The organism is Flexivirga sp., from assembly GCF_051955415.1.
Taxonomy (GTDB): Bacteria; Actinomycetota; Actinomycetes; order Actinomycetales; family Dermatophilaceae; genus Flexivirga.
In genome coordinates this window covers 1-17,887 of the sequence record NZ_JBQCGS010000053.1, presented here as the reverse complement: position 1 = coordinate 17,887, position 17,887 = coordinate 1, and the positions used below count along the sequence as shown (strand labels likewise).

13 protein-coding genes, 1 rRNA gene, 1 pseudogene and 1 riboswitch are annotated in these 17,887 nt (G+C 68.4%); of the genes and pseudogenes, 6 read left to right on the top strand and 9 right to left on the bottom strand.

The genetic code is table 11. The annotated features are described in order from the left end of the window. Positions 1–17: 17 nt before the first annotated feature. Entirely contained in the window at positions 18–3,431 is a 3,414-nt protein-coding gene (locus tag ACTHL4_RS09130; RefSeq protein WP_440282440.1) for an error-prone DNA polymerase, read from the top strand. Here ACTHL4_RS09130 and ACTHL4_RS09125 read toward each other — a convergent pair. The 4 genes and pseudogenes from ACTHL4_RS09125 to ACTHL4_RS09110 form a co-directional block, all read right to left on the bottom strand. Then, on the bottom strand, positions 3,391–4,158 hold the full coding sequence (locus ACTHL4_RS09125; RefSeq protein WP_440282439.1) for a class I SAM-dependent methyltransferase: 768 nt from the start codon (positions 4,156–4,158) through the stop codon (positions 3,391–3,393). The two genes, ACTHL4_RS09130 and ACTHL4_RS09125, sit on opposite strands and share 41 nt — an antisense overlap. Before the next feature lie 9 nt (positions 4,159–4,167). After that, positions 4,168–5,034, bottom strand: a pseudogene (locus ACTHL4_RS09120) (bifunctional 5,10-methylenetetrahydrofolate dehydrogenase/5,10-methenyltetrahydrofolate cyclohydrolase). Positions 5,035–5,057: 23 nt separating this feature from the next. Beyond that, positions 5,058–5,135, bottom strand: a riboswitch (ZMP/ZTP riboswitch). Further along, entirely contained in the window at positions 5,132–5,410 is a 279-nt protein-coding gene (locus ACTHL4_RS09115; RefSeq protein ID WP_440282438.1) for an HIT family protein, read from the bottom strand. It overlaps the preceding riboswitch by 4 nt. A gap of 324 nt (positions 5,411–5,734) precedes the next feature. Further along, positions 5,735–6,820: a LacI family DNA-binding transcriptional regulator gene (locus tag ACTHL4_RS09110; protein ID WP_440282437.1), complete on the bottom strand. Its 1,086-nt coding sequence runs from the start codon at positions 6,818–6,820 to the stop codon at positions 5,735–5,737. Between the two features lie 92 nt (positions 6,821–6,912). On the opposite strand from ACTHL4_RS09110, the gene ACTHL4_RS09105 reads away from it, so the two are divergent. Both ACTHL4_RS09105 and ACTHL4_RS09100 read left to right on the top strand, forming a co-directional pair. After that, entirely contained in the window at positions 6,913–8,235 is a 1,323-nt protein-coding gene (locus ACTHL4_RS09105) for an MFS transporter (RefSeq protein ID WP_440282436.1), read from the top strand. 60 nt (positions 8,236–8,295) lie between these two features. Next, the gene (locus ACTHL4_RS09100; protein ID WP_440282435.1) at positions 8,296–8,667 is read left to right on the top strand and encodes a helix-turn-helix domain-containing protein; all 372 of its coding nucleotides are present in this window, start codon (positions 8,296–8,298) and stop codon (positions 8,665–8,667) included. A 3-nt stretch (positions 8,668–8,670) separates the two neighbouring features. Here ACTHL4_RS09100 and ACTHL4_RS09095 read toward each other — a convergent pair whose 3' ends face one another. Then, positions 8,671–9,264: a ClpP family protease gene (locus ACTHL4_RS09095; RefSeq protein ID WP_440282434.1), complete on the bottom strand. Its 594-nt coding sequence runs from the start codon at positions 9,262–9,264 to the stop codon at positions 8,671–8,673. After that, complete coding sequence (locus ACTHL4_RS09090) at positions 9,261–9,884, bottom strand: ClpP family protease (RefSeq protein WP_440282433.1); 624 nt, start codon at positions 9,882–9,884, stop codon at positions 9,261–9,263. Before ACTHL4_RS09090 ends, ACTHL4_RS09095 begins: the two co-directional genes overlap by 4 nt. A 111-nt stretch (positions 9,885–9,995) precedes the next feature. Here ACTHL4_RS09090 and ACTHL4_RS09085 point away from each other — a divergent pair, with 111 nt between their 5' ends. Both ACTHL4_RS09085 and ACTHL4_RS09080 read left to right on the top strand, forming a co-directional pair. Next, positions 9,996–10,724, top strand: a complete 729-nt coding sequence (locus ACTHL4_RS09085) for a transporter substrate-binding domain-containing protein (protein WP_440282432.1) — start codon at positions 9,996–9,998, stop codon at positions 10,722–10,724. 12 nt (positions 10,725–10,736) lie between these two features. Continuing rightward, positions 10,737–12,731, top strand: coding sequence for a thioredoxin domain-containing protein (locus ACTHL4_RS09080; protein ID WP_440282431.1), 1,995 nt, complete (start codon positions 10,737–10,739; stop codon positions 12,729–12,731). On the opposite strand, the gene ACTHL4_RS09075 is transcribed toward ACTHL4_RS09080, so the two are convergent. After that, on the bottom strand, positions 12,647–13,627 hold the full coding sequence (locus ACTHL4_RS09075; RefSeq protein WP_440282430.1) for an amidohydrolase family protein: 981 nt from the start codon (positions 13,625–13,627) through the stop codon (positions 12,647–12,649). The two genes, ACTHL4_RS09080 and ACTHL4_RS09075, sit on opposite strands and share 85 nt — an antisense overlap. A 50-nt stretch (positions 13,628–13,677) precedes the next feature. Here ACTHL4_RS09075 and ACTHL4_RS09070 point away from each other — a divergent pair, with 50 nt between their 5' ends. Then, positions 13,678–14,163: a phosphoribosyltransferase gene (locus ACTHL4_RS09070; protein WP_440282429.1), complete on the top strand. Its 486-nt coding sequence runs from the start codon at positions 13,678–13,680 to the stop codon at positions 14,161–14,163. Between the two features lie 3 nt (positions 14,164–14,166). On the opposite strand, the gene lysX is transcribed toward ACTHL4_RS09070, so the two are convergent. Both lysX and rrf read right to left on the bottom strand, forming a co-directional pair. After that, positions 14,167–17,589, bottom strand: a complete 3,423-nt coding sequence (lysX, locus tag ACTHL4_RS09065; protein WP_440282428.1) for a bifunctional lysylphosphatidylglycerol synthetase/lysine--tRNA ligase LysX — start codon at positions 17,587–17,589, stop codon at positions 14,167–14,169. 158 nt (positions 17,590–17,747) lie between these two features. Beyond that, a 5S ribosomal RNA gene (gene rrf / locus ACTHL4_RS09060) occupies positions 17,748–17,865 on the bottom strand. Positions 17,866–17,887: the final 22 nt, after the last annotated feature.

Sequence of the window (17,887 nt, the reverse complement as noted above, 5' to 3'; positions counted from 1 at the left end):
CGGCGAGGTGATGGCTGATGGGGTGGAGCAATCCCGCCATACCGTGGTCGCAGCTGGAGCAGGCGTTGTCCCACGGCATACGACCCGAGGAGCGGAAGACTTCGTGGGGTGCGGCCGACGGCGGGGACGGACCGGTGTTCTCCCACAAGCGCATGCCGTTCCGGCCGTCCGACCTGGGCGAACCAACAGGGCCCGTGGTGCCGTATGCCGAGCTGCATGCGCACTCCCACTACAGCTTCCTCGACGGTGCGGCGGCCCCCGAGGAGCTGGTCACCGAGGCCGCACGACAGCGCTTGCACGGATTGGCCGTCACCGATCATGACGGTCTCTACGGCATCGTGCGTTTCGCGGAGGCGGCCGAGAGTTATGGTCTGACAACCGTTTTCGGCGCCGAGCTGTCCTTGGGGCTGACCGCTCCGCAGAACGGCATGCCCGACCCCGAGGGCACGCACCTGTTGGTTCTCGCGCGCGGCGCCGAAGGCTACCGCCGGCTGGCCCGGGCGATCACCGAAGGCCAGCTGGCGCAGGCCGCGGAGAAGGGCAAGCCGCTCTACGATCTGCCGGCCCTGGCCGAGGAGGCCGACGGCCACTGGGTGGTGTTGACCGGATGCCGCAAGGGCAGCGTGCCGAGCGCGCTCGCGCAACGCGGTCATGACGCCGCTGTGACCGCATTGCGTTCGCTGCAGGATCTTTTCGGCAAGGACAATGTCTTCGTCGAACTGACCGACCATGGCGATCCGCGCGACAGCACGACCTGCGACCGGCTTGCCGGTGTTGCCCGAGCGGCGAGCGCACTCACCGTCGCGACCAATGCAGTGCACTACGCCGGCCCGGAGCAGTTCCCGCTGGCCACCGCGCTGTCCGCGGTCCGGTCACGCCGCAGCCTGGAGGAGCTGGACAGCTGGCTGCCGGCGCACGGGTCGGCATACGTGCGTAGCGGGGCGGAGATGGCACAGCGCATGCGCCGCTTCCCGGGTGCGGTCGAACGCACCGTCGAGATCGCCGACGACCTGGGCTTCAGCCTGCGCGCGGCATCGCCGCGGCTGCCCCGTCAGGAGGTTCCTCCCGGGCACACTCCGATGAGCTGGCTGCGCGAGTTGACGATGCGCGGGGCGGCGGAGCGCTACCCGAAGAGCGACCGGGCGGCATACGCACGCATCGAACGTGAATTGAATGTCATTGAGAAGAAAGACTTTCCGGGATATTTCCTGATCGTGCACGAGATCGTGCAGTTCGCCAGGGGCCGCGGCATCCTGTGCCAGGGGCGCGGTTCGGCTGCAGCCTCCGCAGTCTGCTACGTCCTGGGCATCACGGTGATCGACCCTCTCTTCTACGAACTGCCCTTCGAACGCTTCCTGTCCGAGTTGCGCGAGGAGGCCCCCGACATCGACGTCGACTTCGACTCCGGGCGACGGGAGGAGGTCATCCAGCACGTCTATCAGCGCTACGGCCGGCGCAATGCGGCGCAGGTCGCCAACGTCGTCACCTACCGGCCCAAGAACGCCGTGCGCGACATGGCCAAAGCGCTCGGTGCGAGTCAGGGGCAGCAGGACGCGTGGTCCCGGCAGGTGGAGCGGTTCGGCGCGGAGATCTCCAGCGCCGACCATGACATCCCGGCGCCGGTGATCGAGCTGGCGACACAGGTGCTCAGTTACCCGCGGCACCTCGGCATCCACTCCGGGGGCATGGTCCTCACCGACCGGCCGGTGAGCGAGGTGTGCCCGATCGAGCACGCACGGATGGCGGATCGGACTGTCCTGCAATGGGACAAGGACGATTGCGCCTGGATGGGGCTGGTGAAGTTCGACCTGCTCGGGCTCGGCATGCTGGCCGCCCTGCAGCACACCTTCGACCTGGTCGAGCGGCACACCGACGAGCGGTGGCGCATCGAGACGTTGCCGCGCAACGAGCCCGGCGTCTACGACATGCTGTGCCGGGCCGACTCGATCGGTGTCTTCCAGGTCGAGAGCCGCGCACAGATGGGCACCCTTCCGCGGCTGAAGCCGCGCTCGTTCTACGACCTGGCGGTGGAGATCGGGTTGATCCGTCCCGGACCGATCCAGGGCGGTGCGGTCCACCCCTACATCCGCCGGCGCACCGGCAAGGAGCCGGTCAGCTATTCGCATCCGCTGCTGGAGCCGGTGCTCGAGCGCACGCTCGGGGTGCCGCTCTTCCAGGAGCAGTTGATGCAGATGGCGATCGCGGTCGGCGACTGCAGCCCGGCGGACGCGGATCTGCTGCGGCGAGCGATGGGGTCCAAGCGCGGGGTGGAGCGCATCGACTCGTTGCGCACCAAGTTGTATGACGGCATGGCCCGCAACGGCATACCGCCGGAGACTGCGCAGGAGATTTACGCCAAGATCGAGGCGTTCGCCAATTTCGGTTTCGCCGAGTCGCACGCGCTCAGTTTCGCCGTGCTGGTCTATGCCAGTTCGTGGCTCAAATTGCATTATCCCGCAGCCTTTTTGGCCGGTCTGTTGCGGTCGCAGCCGATGGGGTTCTATTCGCCGCAGACCCTCACCGGTGATGCCCGCCGGCACGGGGTGGAGGTGCGCTCACCCGATCTGCTGCGCTCGGGTGTGCACGCCGACCTCGAGCCGGACTCCGCCGATGCCGTGCAGCAGCGCGGTGGTCGCGACGACTGCCTGCGCGACCACACGCAAGAGGAGATCGGTGATTTCGACGCATCGGCACCACCCGACTGGCAGTTGCACCGACGCGACTGGCATTTCGCGGTGCGACTCGGCCTGGCCGACATCTCCTCCCTCGGGGAGAGCGCGGCTGAGCGCATCGTGCGCACCCGAGATCTCGACGGGCCGTTCACCGACCTGGCCGACCTGGCACGGCGTGCGGACCTGGACACCGAGCAGATGGAGGCGCTGTCACTGTCCGGTGCGTTGGACGCCTTGACCGGATCCCGCCGGGACGCTCTATGGCGCTCGGCGGAGGCCGCCTCGATCCGTGGTGACCAGTTGCCGGTGCGCGTGCCCTACCAGCCACCGCTGTTGCCGGAGCTGTCCATCGGCGAACTGCTGATGCACGACCTGCAGGCGACCGGGATCAGTCCGGGCGATCACCCGATCCGGCATGTCCGCGCCGATCTGGATGCGCGTGGTGTGCTGCCGATCGAGCAACTGCAAGGTTTCCAGACCGGTCGCCGGGTGCACGTCGGTGGAGTGGTCACCCATCGGCAGCGCCCGGCGACGGCGGGTGGCATCACCTTCGTCAATGTGGAGGACGAGACCGGCATCCTGAATGTCATTGTGTCGCGGGGTGTTTGGCACCGCTATCGGCGCATCGCACGTGCGTCGCCGGCCATGGTGGTGCGCGGCATCCTGGAGCGTTCCGAGGACGGTGTCACCAACTTGCTCGCCGATCGTCTGGAGCACCTCACGATCCATGTGCGGACCAGGTCCCGCGACTTCCGGTGACGGTCACCCGGCGCGCGAGGAAGACCCACTCCTTGCCCGGCCGGTCCGGCGCGTCGCGTACCTCGACGACCTCGAAGCCGTGTCGGGCAAGGTCGCGCGTGATCTCGTCATACTCGCGAAAACGCAGTGTCGATGCCGACCTGATCGCTTCACCGTCCATCCGGGTCACGGACTCGAAGGTCACCAGCGGGAGCGGCACCTCGGTCACCGTTCTACTGACAACACTGTGTGTCCCGTCCGGGTGGACCCGCTCGGTCTCAGGCACCTCCCACGCCTCCCAGGCACGCACCTGCGGCCGACGCGTCTCGAAGACAAACCACCCTCCGTCCCGCAGCACATCGTGTACGGCGTCCAGGGTCGCCGCCCAGTCCGCGTCGTCCACGAAGACCTGGGCGACATTGCCGGTCATCACCGCGAGGTCAGCATCGCGCACCCGCCCGGCCAATGCCATCGCGTCACCCTCGAGCCAGGTCACCCGGTCGGCATACGGCTTGGCTCGCGCGACATCGAGCGAGGCGATCGCCGGATCGACACCGGTGACCTCGAGCCCGCGTTCCGCGAGCAGCACTGCGAGACAACCGGTGCCGCAACCGACGTCGACGACCTTCCGGACACCGAGCTCATCGAACATCGCCGCATAGACATCCAGGTCGCTGCGATCATCGTCGAACACGTCATAGAGCACGGCAAGTCTCGGATCGGCGAAGACAGCATCGGGTGGGCGCATGACCCGACGTTAGGACCGTGCCCCCGCCGGCTGCACGCGGTTTTCGGCGGCGGTGATCGTCTGCTCCATCAGCACCGCGATGGTCATCGGCCCGACGCCGCCGGGCACCGGCGTGATGTATGACGCCCGCGTCGCTGCTGCCGAAAACTCAACATCTCCAACGTTCCCCGGGTTTTAGCCGGCGTCGATGACGACCGCGCCCGGCTTGATCCACGCGCCGCGGACCAGTTCCGGACGACCGACCGCCGCGACCACGATGTCCGCCGCCGCGACCTCCTCTGCGAGGTGGGTGGTGCGCGAGTGGCAGAACGTCACCGTCGCATCCCGCGCGAGCAACAGCAGGCCGACCGGCTTGCCGAGGATCGCGCTGCGTCCGACGACGCACACCCGCTTGCCGCTGATCGGCAGCTCGTACGCGTTTAGCAGCCGGACGATGCCTTCCGGTGTGCAAGAGTGAAAACCGTCGGCGGACAGGCCCATCGACGCGAAACTGTGCATCGTGACGCCGTCAACGTCCTTCTCCGGTGCGATCGCCTCGAAGACCGCGAGTTCGTCGACGTGCTGCGGCGCGGGGTGCTGCACCAGGATGCCGTCGACGGAGCCGTCCTCCGACAGCGCTCGCACGGCGGCAACCGCTTTCTCGGTCGACGTCCCTGCCGGCAGCTGGACGCGTCGTGACTCCAGCCCGAGCTGGCCGGCGCGGCGTTGCTTCATCCGGACGTAGGTGTGCGATGCAGGGTCGTCACCGATGAGCACGGTGGCGAGGCATGGTGGACGCCTCTGCGCCGCGGCGAAATTCGCGGCACGCTCGGCGACGTCCGCGAAGATCTCCCGGGACACGGCGGTGCCGTCCAGAATCTGTGCAGTGGTGGCCATCAGCAGACTCCTCTTCCGATCAGGAGTCGTACCCAGGCGGGCGATACGACGAACTCACACTCCCCGGTGGTGCCCCACCTTCGCCAGTCGTGTGCGCTCAGTCTATCGATGCCCGCAGCCGGGCGGCGAAGCCGGCACGTGCGTCGGCGTGGACGTAGCGCGCGTCGCGATGCCGCAGGTAGAGATCGTCCCCGTCATACCTCGGAAGCACGTGCACGTGCAGATGCCAGACGTCCTGGTCGCCAGCGGGCTCATTGTGCTGTCGAGTCGAAACTCCTTGGCACCCATAGGTTTCCCGCATCGCGATCGCGATGTCGCGAGTCAGGTCCCACACTGCATGGCCGACCTCGCGCGGCACGTCGTAGAGGTTCTCCACACATGCTCGTTCGGTATGACGAGCGCGCCACCGTCGTTCTCGGGCCACCATTTCGGCGCAATCCGGGCGAAGACCAACTCGCGCCGCACGACGAGATCCGTCGCTGCGTTGCGGTCGTCCCACTCCCCGCGCACGAACGCGCAGAACGGGCAGCGGTATCCGGCTGGTTCGTGCCGCCACAGGGAAGTCTCCATCGACGGTGAATCTACCTGACCAGTGGTTGGCGGCGCACCCACGCCGAGTCGCACACGTCCCGTCGAGTGGCACCTCTGCAGGTGTGCCAGTCGGCGCCAACTGTGCCAGTCGCGGGTGTGGTTGCGACCGTCAATGGGCGCCAGCGGGGGCCGGACCGGTGGTGTCACCCTCGCGCAGCGTCACCGGCACCACGATGTCGGACACGGACTCACCGGCGAGCAGCGCACGCACCACGTCTCCGACAGCGCGGCCCTTGTCGATCGGGTGCTGGTCGATCGTGGTCAGCGTCCGCGGAAACCACGGCAGCGAGACACCGTCGTATCCGGTCACCGAGAGGTCCTCGGGCACGCGCAGCCCGCGGTCCAGTGCGGCCTGCACCGCACCCGCCGCCAGCAGGTCGCTCTGCGCGATGATCGCGGTCGGCGGCCGCTCAGCGTCCAGCAACAGCCGTGCAGCAGCGTAGCCAGAATCGAAGTCCGGCTCCTCCGCCTCGATCAGCGGCGCGGTCGCGAACACGTCGCGCACCCCGATCGCCCGGTCTCGCGTGTCCGGGAAACGGCTGCGCCGCACCTGGGCGATCGTGCGTGGGCCGGTCGTCCCTCCCCACGCCAACGGCATCATCACGTGCCCGACCCGGCGGTGGCCGAGATCGTGCAACAGCTGCGCGATGGTGCGAGAGGCCGCACGCTCGTCCGCGGTCACCTGCACATCGGCCCCGCGCGGTGCGCCCGTTCCGACGATCGGCACTCCCCGACCGGCGAATTGCTCTGCCAGCAGGTTGTTCTCGTCGCCGCAGAGCATGAAGACCGCAGCATCCGCCGCGACGCGTGATACCTGGGGCCCGCTGTCGCCATACCCCTCGGCTGTATCGGGCAACAGCAGCAATCCGTGCCCCATCTCACCGAGCACCTGGGACAGGCCGTCGAGCACCGAGACGACATACGGGTCGCGGAAGGCGTGCAGGATGCGCCGCTCCACGACCGCCGCGATCACCCCGCTGCGTCCCTGACGCAAGGACGACGCCATCGGATCCGGCCCCCCGTAGCCGAGTTCTGCGGCGGCCGCCCGGACGCGTTCCGCGGTCTCCGTGGCGACCGGTTTGTTGCCGCTGAAGACCAGCGACGCCGTCGAGGTCGCAACCCCGGCCAGGTCCGCCACGTCACGCAGAGTGACCCGCGGGGTCGTCCCGTGACCCGCTTGACCTGCGACTGGCATGTGGAGCAGACTATCGAATCGATTCGATCGAATCGATTCGACGGCTCCCGGATCTCCCCGACCGACTGGAGTCGCACCAGGAGAGGAACGGCATGACGATGACCGAGCGGGCGGCACCACCACTGGCCGCCCGGCCCGACGACGCCCAGATCCGCCGGGCGATCCTCGCCGTCACCGTCATGTTCGCCCTCAACGGTGCGGCGTTCACCACATTCGCGTCCCGCCTGCCCGACGTGAAGTCGCTGCTCGGCCTGTCGCCCGCCGGCCTCGGGCTCTTCCTGATCTCCGGCTCGATCGGCAGCGTGCTCGGTTTGCCGATGTCCGGTTGGATCGCCGGCCGTCTCGGTTCCCGGGTCGCGGTGCGGCTCGCCGCGCTGCTCACCACCGCGGCATACATCGGCACCGCGACATCGGTGGCCACTCGCCACCACTGGACCGCCGTGGCGTTCCTCGTCGTCGCCGGGTGGGGCATCGGCCTCTGGGACGTCGTGATGAACCTGGAGGGCGCCATCGCCGAGCGGCATCTCGGCCGCTCGATCATGCCTCGCTTCCACGCCCTGTTCAGCGGCGGCACCGTGCTGGCGGCCCTCATCGGGGCTGGAGCGACCGCCGCGCACGTCCCGGTCTGGTTGCACGTGGGCGCCATGATGTGTCTCCTCGCCGGCGTCGGGTTGTGGGCCACCCATGGTTTCGGCACCCTGCCGCGGTTGCCCGAGAAGGCACCCGGGACGACGCCCGATCCGGCTGCGGGCGAACGGGTTTCGCATCTCAGCGTGTGGCTCGACCCGCGCGTCCTGTTGATCGGCGTGGTGACGCTCGTCGCGGCGTTCACCGAGGGCACCGCCAACGACTGGTTGTCGCTGGCGTTCGTCGAGGGGCACCACGTCCCGACGTGGGCGGGCGTGCTGGCGTTCGCCACCTTCCTGTCCTGTATGACGGCAGGGCGCCTCATCGGCACCAAACTGCTCGACCGGTTCGGTCGCGTCCCGGTGTTGCGGGTCTGCTTCGCTCTCGCCGTCGTCGGTTGCCTCGTCGTCGTCTTCGCGCCGACCGCGCTGGCCTACGCCGGCATCGTGGTCTGGGGCTTCGGCGTCTCGCTCGGCTTCCCGGTGGGGATGAGCGCCGCGGCGGACGACCCGGTGCGTGCGAATGCGCGCATCTCGGTCATCAGCACCATCGCCTACACCGCGTTCCTCGCCGGGCCGCCGCTGCTGGGACTGCTGGGTGAGCACGTCGGAGTGCTGCACGCACTGCTGGCCGTGGGCGCCGCCGCGACCATCGCCCTGGGCCTGGTGCCCGCGGTGCGCGAGCCGGACGACCTGGCGGTCACTACCGCGGCGCCGGCCGAGCCGCACTTCCCCGCGTGCACCACGTCCGACCCGGCCGTCCTCCCACCGGGCTCCTTCCGCGAGTGACGGGTTCTGCCCAGAGCAGAAAACGTGGGTACGGCGGGCCGGCGAGGCTACCGTCGATCCATGGGTGAAGTGCGACAGCTCCGGCAGCAACGTTCGATCGTCGAGCCGCTCTGGCGGGAGGTGCTCGGCGCGCAGTTGCGACTGCTCCGCCTGCACCGGCGACGCACCATCACCACCACCGCGCAACGCGCGGGCATCTCCGCGCAATACCTCTCGGAGGTCGAACGCGGCCGCAAGGACCCCTCATCGGAGGTCGTCGCAGCCATCGCTGGTGCCCTGGACTGCACTCTGGCGGAGGTCACCGACCTGACCGTCCGGGGGCTGCGCCGGGAGTCCGCGCGCGCCCGGGCCGAGCAGCTCCTGGAGCTGCCCGGCGGCGCCGTTCGGTCGGCACCGGCGCCACTGCGCGGCCCCGTCGCACTGGCAGCCTGACCTTCAGCTGCTGCGATAGGCCATCACCTCATCGGCCAGGCCATAGTCGACGGCCGCCTGCGGCGTGAAGATCCGGTCGCGGTCGGTGTCCTTGCGCAGGGCATCGATCGGCTGGCCCGTGTGGTGCGCCAGCACCTCTTCGGCCTCCGAACGCAGCCGGATCACCTCGTCTGCCGCCAGAATGATGTCCGGTATGGCGCCGCGGCCGCTGCCGGACGGCTGGTGCAGCAACACCCGGGAGTGCGGCAGCACGCTGCGTCTGCCCGGTGCGCCGGCCGCCAGCAGGATCGCGGCCGTCGAGCAGGCCTGGCCGACACAGGTCGTCGCGACCGGTGATCGCACGAACTGCATGGCGTCATACACGGCGAACGTCGCGGTCAGCGAGCCACCCGGCGAATTGATGTAGAGATTGATCTCCTGGTCCGGGTTCACCGACTCCAGGTGCAGGATCTGCGCGATCAGCGCATTGGAGACACCGTCGTCGATCTCCGTGCCGAGATAGACGATCCGCTCCGACAACAGGTGGCTGTAGACGTCCATCACCCGGTCACCGCGCGGCGACGAAGCGATCACGTTCGGGATGGTGTACGCACTCATGTCGCTTGCGAAACTCCTAGTCCGACAGGTGTTTTCCGTGGTTTGATGCGGTCGAGGTCATCGATGACCAGGTCGATGAACCCGTAGTCGACAGCGTCCTGGGCGGTGTACCAGCGATCGCGCAGTGAGTCCTCGAAGATGCGCTCCGCCGGCTGTCCGGTCAGCTCGGCGGTGATGCCGAGGACGGTGTCCCGGGTGTGCCGCAGATCGTCCGCCTGCAGCTCGATGTCGACGGCGGTGCCGCCGAAACCGGCACTGCCCTGGTGCATCAGGATCTTGGAGTGCGGCAGCGCGTAACGCTTGCCCCGCTGCCCGGCGGTGAGGATGAATTGCCCTGCACTGCAGGCCAATCCAAGCGCCAACGTCGAGACGTCGTTCGGGATCGCCTGCATGACGTCCATGATCGCGAGCATCGCCGGCACGGAACCGCCGGGTGAATTGATCCAGAAGCTGATGTCCGCGCGTGGGTCGGCGGCAGACAACAGGTAGAGCTGCGAGATGAGCCGAGTGCCGATCTCGTCGTCGAGCGCGGTGTCGAGGACGATGATCCGCTGATCGAGCAGATGCTCGGCGAGTTGCCGACTGAGTGGATGTGGTGGTCTGGGTTGTTCCTCGGACATGCCCTCAGGATCTGACAATGCCGTTGTGGAAAAACAGGTTTCACTGCTGTGAGCAGCGAACTCCGCGGTCGCGGCGCCCCGGACCCGCACCCTCGTCCGTAGGATCAGGTCATGACTGCGGACTCCGATCGAGCACGCGCCGACCTGGCTCCCGACGGGGTGCTGCGTGCGGCGATCAACCTCGGCAACCCGGTGCTGGCACATGGCGACGCCGACCGGCCCGGCGGGATCACGGTGGACCTGGCCCGCCAGGTCGCTGAGCGGTTGGGCGTCGAGGTCGAGTTCCACTGCTTCGACGCTGCGCGCAAGTCCTTCCACGAACTCGTCAAAGGACGCGCGACGCTCGGCTTCCTGGCCGTGGAGCCGGCTCGCGCGCGGGAGGTCACCTTCACGGCGCCCTACGTGCTCATCGACGGCGTGTATGCCGTGCCGGACGCGTCGTCCTGCACCACACCGTCGGATGTCGACGTCACCGGTGTGCGGGTCGGCGTGAAGGAGGGCTCGGCATACGACCTGTTCCTGACTCGGACGCTGCAGCACGCGACGGTCGTCCGCGGCGTCGACGGGACCGCAGTGTTCCTCGAACAGCAACTGGACGTCGCCGCGGGCATCCGCGAGCCGGTGACCGAGTTCGCCCATGCGAAGGGCGGCATACGGCTGCTCGACGAACCGTTCATGCAGATCCGCCAGGCGATGGCCACCGGGCCGTTCGCCGCGCCGAGCACCACGCAGTGGCTGGACGCCCTGCTGGACCGCTTGGCCGCCGACGGTTTCGTCGCGGAGGCGCTGCGCAGCTCCGGTCAGTCCGAGGGGCTCGCCGCGCCACGCGGCCGCGGATGACAGGCTGGAGACATGCCCAACCGTCTCGCGGAGTCCCTCAGCCCCTACCTGCGTCAGCACGCGGACAACCCGGTCGACTGGCAGGAGTGGGGCGCGGAAGCGCTACAGGACGCGGCGGACCGGGACCTGCCGATCCTGTTGTCGGTCGGCTACGCCGCCTGCCACTGGTGCCACGTCATGGCGCACGAGTCGTTCGAGGATGCGCAGGTCGCGGCGGCGATCAACGCGTCCTTCGTCGCGATCAAGGTCGACCGCGAGGAACGGCCCGACATCGACGCCGCCTACATGACGGCCACGACCGCGATGACCGGCAGTGGCGGCTGGCCGATGACCTGTTTGCTGACGCCGAACGGCAAGCCGTTCTTCGCCGGCACCTACCTTCCGAAACCGCAATTCCTGCAGCTGCTCTCGGCGGCGAAACACGCCTGGAACCACCAGCGCGAGGAGGTCAGGGCCTCGGGCGAGAGTGTCGCCGGGCAACTGGCCGCCGCCGCGACGCGTGGCAGCACCGCAGCCCTCACCGACGAGGTCGCCGCTGAGGCCGTCGCCGCACTGTGGGCGTCGTACGACCAGACGTACGGCGGTTTCGGTGGCGCGCCCAAGTTCCCGCCGTCCATGGTGCTGGAGTTCCTTCTCCGCCACCACGTCCGCACCGGCGACGAGACAGCCCTGGCGATGGCTGAGCACACCTGCGAGGCCATGGCCCGCGGTGGCATCTACGACCAGCTCGCCGGCGGGTTCGCCCGCTACAGCGTCGACGCGACGTGGACGGTGCCGCACTTCGAGAAGATGCTCTACGACAATGCCCAGCTGCTGCGCGTCTATGCGCACCTGTGGCGCGCGCGCCGAGCGCCACTGGCGGCGCGCATCGCCACTGAGACGGCGCAGTTCATCATTCGCGACCTCGGCACGGCCGAGGGCGTTTTCGCCAGCGCCCTCGACGCCGACACCGACGCCGTGGAGGGAGCGACCTACGTCTGGTCGCCGGCCGAGCTGCGGGAGGTCCTGACCGATGACGATGCCGATCGCGCGGCCGCACTGCTCGGCGTGACCGCACCAGGCACCTTCGAGCACGGCACCTCGACTCTTCAGCTCGCGCAGGACCCGGAAGACCCCGATTGGTGGGAGGCGACCCGCAGGACGCTGCTCGACCGGCGTTCGCGTCGCCCGCAGCCCGCGCGCGATGACAAGGTCGTCACCTCATGGAACGGCCTGGCCATCGCGGCGCTGGCCGAAGCAGCGATGATCCTCGGAGAGCACGAATGGCTCGATGCGGCAACGACTGCAGCCGATTTCCTGCTCGCGCGACACATCGTGGGCGGACGCCTGCGCCGCACCTCGTTGAGCGGCCGGATCGGGGCGGCCGACGCCGTCGCGGACGACTACGGCAACTTCGGTGATGCGCTCCTGGTCCTGCACCAAGCGACCGGCGAGCGGCGCTATCTGGCGGCTGCCGAAGAACTGCTGACCACCGCGCAGCGGTTGTTCTCCGACGATTCCGGCGGCTTCCGGGATGCGGCCGCGGACGGGGAGCAACTGTTCTTCACCCCGCGCGGTGCCGGAGACAACGCCGAGCCGTGCGGCACCTCCAGCCTGGCCGGCGCATTGCTCACCCTGAGTGCACTGACCGGGGACACCGCCAGCCGCGCGCGTGCCGAGTCGGCGCTTGCGGCGATGGGCGAGATCGCCACGCAGGCGCCCCGATTCGCCGGATGGGCCCTGGCCGTCGGGGAAGCAGCATTGGCCGGCCCGGTGCAGGTCGTCGTGGTGGGTGATGATCGGGCAGCCCGCGGACTGGCGCGCACCGCGTGGAGCACGCCCGCGGCCGGGACGGTCATCGTGCACGGACGTCCCGACTCCGGGCAGAGTCCACTGCTCGCCGACCGTCCCCTGGCGGACGGCCGATCGGCGGCCTATGTCTGTCATGGTTTCGTCTGCCGGACGCCGGTCACCGATCGCGACGTGCTGCTCGATGAGCTGACCGGATGGTCGAGCCGCAACAGCTGAGCCCCGTTCTCCCACAACACTTTTCGAAGCCATTCGGCACCCAGGTCGAGTCGTGCGAGCGCCGACAACTGGTGTGCGTAGGGGTAGGGGATGTTCGGGTAGTCGGACCCGAGAACGACCCGATCGCCGAGCTGCGCCAGGCGCGCGACATACCCGTCCGGCAGCGGGGCGAAGCGCTCGGTGAAATCGGTGGCGACCATGGTGGTGTCCAGCCACACGTTCGGGAAGCGCTCCACCAGGTCGGCGAACTGGTGGTATTCGGGCATGCCGGCGTGCGCGATGATCAGGGTGAGTTGCGGGTGTTTCGCCAGCACCCGGCTGATCCGTGCGGATCCGGTGAACTGCCCTGCCAACGGTGCCGATCCCGCGTGTATGACGACTGGTGTCCCCGCGTCGGCCAGCTGTGCCCAGGCACCGTCCAGCTGCTCGTCGTCCGGCGCGTAGGCGCCGACCTGCACGTGCATCTTGAACAGTCGCGCGCCGGCGTCCAGCGCCTGTCCCACATAGGTGGAGACGTCCGGCTCGGGATAGAGCGTGGCGCAGTGGACGCCGTCGGGCACCCGCCGCGCGAAATCTGCGTTCCAGTCGTTCAGCCAGCGCGCCATACCGGGCTTGTGCGGATAGGTCAGCGCCGGGATGGCCCGCACGCCGAAGCCGCGCAGCACGGCGAGCCGGGTCGCCTCGTCGAAGCGGTAGGTGATGGGCCACGGCGCACCGTAGTGGCCTGCGGCTGCGTCGAAGTAGGCCCACACCTTGCGCAGCATCGGCTCGGGCAGGAAGTGCACATGGACGTCCGCAAGGCCGGGGATGCCCAGCGTCCGAAGGTGATCGGGGATGTCGGCGTCGGTGGCCGGTCCACGCTGCGTGGCCTGCTGGGCCTGCGTCGGATCCGCCATGGCGCCAGCTTAACGACACGGCCCGCACCGACCTGGAGTTGAATGGAGCCATGACTGACGTGTCTTCACCGGCCCAGCGGGAAATCCTCACCTGGGACCTGTTCGGCAGCGCGAGCCGAGAGCTCGCCCGAGCGATCCACGACGACGGATACCGGCCGGACCTGATCATCTCCATCGCCCGTGGCGGACTCATCCCCGCCGGCGCGATCAGCTACGCGCTCGGGATGAAGAACGTGCACGTGCTCAACGTCGAGTTCTACACCGGCGTGGACGAGCGCCTGCCGATGCCGGTGATGCTCCCGCCGGTGCCCCAGCCGGTCGACCTGTCCGGTGCGACGGTGCTGATCATCGACGATGTGGCAGACACCGGCGGCACCCTGGATCTGGTGCGCAGGTTCTGCGAGGGCCACGTCAAGGAGACCCGCTCGGCGGTGATCTACGAGAAGTCGCGCTCGATCGTCAAGTGCGAATACGTCTGGAAACGCACGGATCAGTGGATCGACTTCCCCTGGTCGAGTCAGCCCGAGATCGGGTGACCCTCAGCCCTGCGGGCGCAGGAACGGGAACGCCAGCGTCGCCTTGATGTTCTGTCCGGTGAGCATCATCACCACCCGGTCGACCCCGATGCCCAAGCCACCGGTCGGCGGCATGGCGAGCTCCAGCCCGGCGAGGAACGCCTCGTCCAGCTGCATCGCCTCCACGTCACCGCCCGCGGCGGCAAGCGACTGCTGGGTGAAGCGTTGCCGTTGGTCCACGGGGTCGGTCAGTTCGCTGTATGCCGTGCCCAGCTCCGTGCCGAACGCCACCAGGTCCCACTGTTCGGTCAGCAGCGGGTTGTCCCGGTGCCGCCGAGCCAGTGGGGACACTTCGACGGGGAAGTCGCAGTAGAACGTGGGGAAGATCGTCTGCTTCTCCACGAGTGCTTCGTACAGCTCCATGACGAGTTTTCCGACGGACTGATCGGAGTGCACCGGGATGCCGTGGTCGCGGCAGATCTGCGCGACCGCCTCGCGCTCCGTGGCAGTGCTGATCGGCACGCCGGTCGCGTGGGAGACTGCATCGTGCACGGTCATGATGGGCCACGGGGTGGAAAGGTCGACCTCGTCATACCCGCCGGAGCCGTCGGGCCGCAGCGCCACCGGCTGGCCGTGGACGGCGGTCGCCACGTTGAGCAGCACGTCACGGGTGAGTTCCCGCATGGTCGTGTAATCGCTGTAGGCCGCATAGGCTTCCAGCGAGGTGAATTCCGGGTTGTGCGTCGCATCGACGCCCTCGTTGCGGAAGTTGCGGCCGATCTCGAAGATGCGTTGCATGCCACCGACCGCGAGCCGCTTCAGGTAGAGCTCCGGCGCGATCCGCAGATAGAGCTCCATGTTGTAGGCGTTGATGTGGGTGGCGAAGGGCCGCGCCGCCGCCCCGCCGTGCACCGGCTGCAGCATCGGTGTCTCCACCTCGAGATATCCGCGGTCCTGGAAGGTCTCACGCATCGCGCGGACAGCGGCCGAACGCTGTACCAGCAGCCGCCGAGCGTCCCGGTCGAGGATGAGCTCGAGCGAGCGATTGCGCGCACGGGTGTCCTCGCTGGGCAGGACACCGAGACCGGGTACCGGGCGCAAGCACTTCGCGGCCATCTGCCAGGAGTGCAGCAGCACCGACAACTCCCCGGTGCGGGAGGTCGCCACGGGGCCGGTCACGCTGACCAGGTCGCCCAGGTCCACGGTGCGGCGCCACAGACACCGGGCGTCGTCCGGCGAATCCGCCGCCGTGACGATCACCTGCAACGTCTCGTACCCGTCCTCCAGCACCGCGAAGCTCACGCCACCCAGGTCGCGCAACGCGCGCACCCGGCCGGCGACGGAGACCACCTGATCAGTGACCCGGTCCGGAGGCAGTGCGGCATACCGCTGGCGGATGTCGTAGGCGCGATCGGTCCGCTGGACGGCCACCGGATATCCGTTGACGCCGGCCTCGTCGAGCACCTCGAGTTTGTCCCGTCGCACCCGCTGCTGCTCGGAGAGCCGGACCGGCGGCGGCGTCGGGAGCAGCAGGGCGTTCTCCTGCTCCCGCACGCGATCCACGAACCACGGCTCCGCCCGAGGTGGCTGCACATCCGACGGTCGCGGACCGGTCAGCACACGTGGGCCCATCATCGGCACGAAACCCTCGGCGATGCCCATCGCCAGCCCGGCACGCGGCACCGTCAGTGCCGGGTCGTAGCACAGCAGCCGGGGCACCCAGGTGGGCTTGTACTTGTCGTTGGACCGGTAGAGGGTCTCCAACTGGAAGAAGCGCGAGGCGAACGACAACGCAGCGTCGTTGAGGCGGGTGATCGGGCCGGCGCCGACCTGATCGGCGCTGCTGAACACCTCACGGAAAACGGCGAAGTTCAACGAGATCCGCCGTATGCCGTGCTCTGGCGCGGCCTCGATCAGCTCGGAGACGAGATATTCGTTGAGGCCGTTCTCGGCGTCCCTGTCACGCCGCATCAGGTCGAGCGACGCCCCGCGCACCCCCCAGGGCACGAACGACAGGAAGCCGCGGATCCGTCCGCTCGCATCGTGCGCCGTGATGATCACACAGCGGCCGTCGGCTGGATCGCCCAACCGGTTGAGCGCCATCGAGAAGCCGCGTTCGGTCTCCTCGCCGCGCCACTGCTCGGCCAGCTCGCCGATGGTGTCGAGCTCGGCAGTGGACAACTCGGCGTGCCGCCGGACCCGGGTGGTGTAGCCGGCACGGCGTAGACGGGTCACCGCCTGGCGCACCGGCCGCATGGACCGGCCGCGCAGGGAGAAGGTCTCCACGTCGATGATCGCCTCGTCACCCAGCGCGAAGGCCTTCAGCCCGGCTTCGACATACTCGTGCGAACCGTGCTCGGAACTGGACAGCACCGCAGGATAGAGACCATGGGAACGGCACTGCTCGAGCCATGCCTGTATGGCGGACTGCCAGGATGCGGGCCGGCCGATCGGGTCCGCGCTCGCGACGCTGACGCTGCCTTCGTTGCGGTAGGTGACCGCCGCCTGACCGTCGGGTGAGAACACCACGCTCTTGTCGCGGCGGGTGGCGAAGTAGCCGAGGGAGTCCCCCTCCCCGTGCAGCAGCAGCAGCCGGCGGATGGCGAGCTCCTCGTCCGCCGTCTGGAACTGCCGGCCGCGTCCGGAGCGCAGGAAGACCAGGCTCGCGAGCAACAGGGCGATCGTCGACATGATGCCGGCCAGCCCGTAGACCCACGGGTGACCGGAATGACCGTGCAGTCCCGGAGTGCCGGGTTCGGAAGTGAAGCCGAAGGTGGACCGGAGCGCGAAGCGAGCGATCTCATGCGTGCCGCGCAGCGTGTTGTCGGCCGTCGCCGAGATGGCGAAGGTGATGAGGAAGGAGGCCAGCAGGCCACTGACCAGGACGGCGGCAGCAGCGGTCCGGCTTCCTTCCGCCAGACGTGCGGGAAAGCAGCGCCGGCTCGCCGCGACGGCGAGAAGGACCGCGAGGCCGATCACGAAAGCCACGGCGGTGGTCGGCACACTCGTGACGAACGAGTGATAGTCCCGATCGAACCCGGTCAGCCGTGAGTCCTGCAACCAGTCCTGGCGGAAGATGGCACCGAGCAGCAACAAGAGGCTGCTGAGCACGCTGAGGAACATGAGCACCACGACGACCGTGTGACCGAACCGAAGCCGTCGCCGCACCGCGCCCGCGAGCACGAACAGCAAGCAGACGATGAACAGGCTGGGTTCGGCCGGCACGTTCACCAGGCCGAGGACGTCGTCGATGATCGAGACGACGATGTTGTCGTGCAACGGCACACTGAGCAGGGAGAGGACCGCGCCGAACATGAAGGCACGTCCGGTCCAGCGAGCGACGAGTTCGCGCCACGGCACCGGAGTGCGTTGCCGGACGGTCGGGCCGCCGTACGGGTTGAACGAGCCACGCAACAGTTTCGGGACCCACCCCACGTCGCCGATCACACCTGCGCTCCTTCGCCCTCACGCACGACTCTCGAACGTCGGGCCGATCCTACAGTTGCGAAGATAAGAAATCGCCGAAGCCGTCGGCGCATCAGAGGGCCGACCGGCACAAAGAAATGTGGCCCCGCCTGACTCAGGCGGGGCCACATTGAATGATTGTTCGGCGGTGTCCTACTCTCCCACACCCTACCGAGTGCAGTACCATCGGCGCTGAAGGGCTTAGCTTCCGGGTTCGGGATGTGACCGGGCGTTTCCCACTTCGCTATAACCGCCGTAACCCTGTGAAACAAGGTCACTC

Coding starts and splice junctions, on each gene's coding strand:
- ACTHL4_RS09130 (WP_440282440.1), top strand. CDS start 18: ATGGGGTGGAGCAATCCCGCCATACCGTGGTCGCAGCTGGAGCAGGCG.
- ACTHL4_RS09125 (WP_440282439.1), bottom strand. CDS start 4,158: ATGCGCCCACCCGATGCTGTCTTCGCCGATCCGAGACTTGCCGTGCTC.
- ACTHL4_RS09110 (WP_440282437.1), bottom strand. CDS start 6,820: ATGCCAGTCGCAGGTCAAGCGGGTCACGGGACGACCCCGCGGGTCACT.
- ACTHL4_RS09105 (WP_440282436.1), top strand. CDS start 6,913: ATGACGATGACCGAGCGGGCGGCACCACCACTGGCCGCCCGGCCCGAC.
- ACTHL4_RS09100 (WP_440282435.1), top strand. CDS start 8,296: ATGGGTGAAGTGCGACAGCTCCGGCAGCAACGTTCGATCGTCGAGCCG.
- ACTHL4_RS09095 (WP_440282434.1), bottom strand. CDS start 9,264: ATGAGTGCGTACACCATCCCGAACGTGATCGCTTCGTCGCCGCGCGGT.
- ACTHL4_RS09090 (WP_440282433.1), bottom strand. CDS start 9,884: ATGTCCGAGGAACAACCCAGACCACCACATCCACTCAGTCGGCAACTC.
- ACTHL4_RS09085 (WP_440282432.1), top strand. CDS start 9,996: ATGACTGCGGACTCCGATCGAGCACGCGCCGACCTGGCTCCCGACGGG.
- ACTHL4_RS09080 (WP_440282431.1), top strand. CDS start 10,737: ATGCCCAACCGTCTCGCGGAGTCCCTCAGCCCCTACCTGCGTCAGCAC.
- ACTHL4_RS09075 (WP_440282430.1), bottom strand. CDS start 13,627: ATGGCGGATCCGACGCAGGCCCAGCAGGCCACGCAGCGTGGACCGGCC.
- ACTHL4_RS09070 (WP_440282429.1), top strand. CDS start 13,678: ATGACTGACGTGTCTTCACCGGCCCAGCGGGAAATCCTCACCTGGGAC.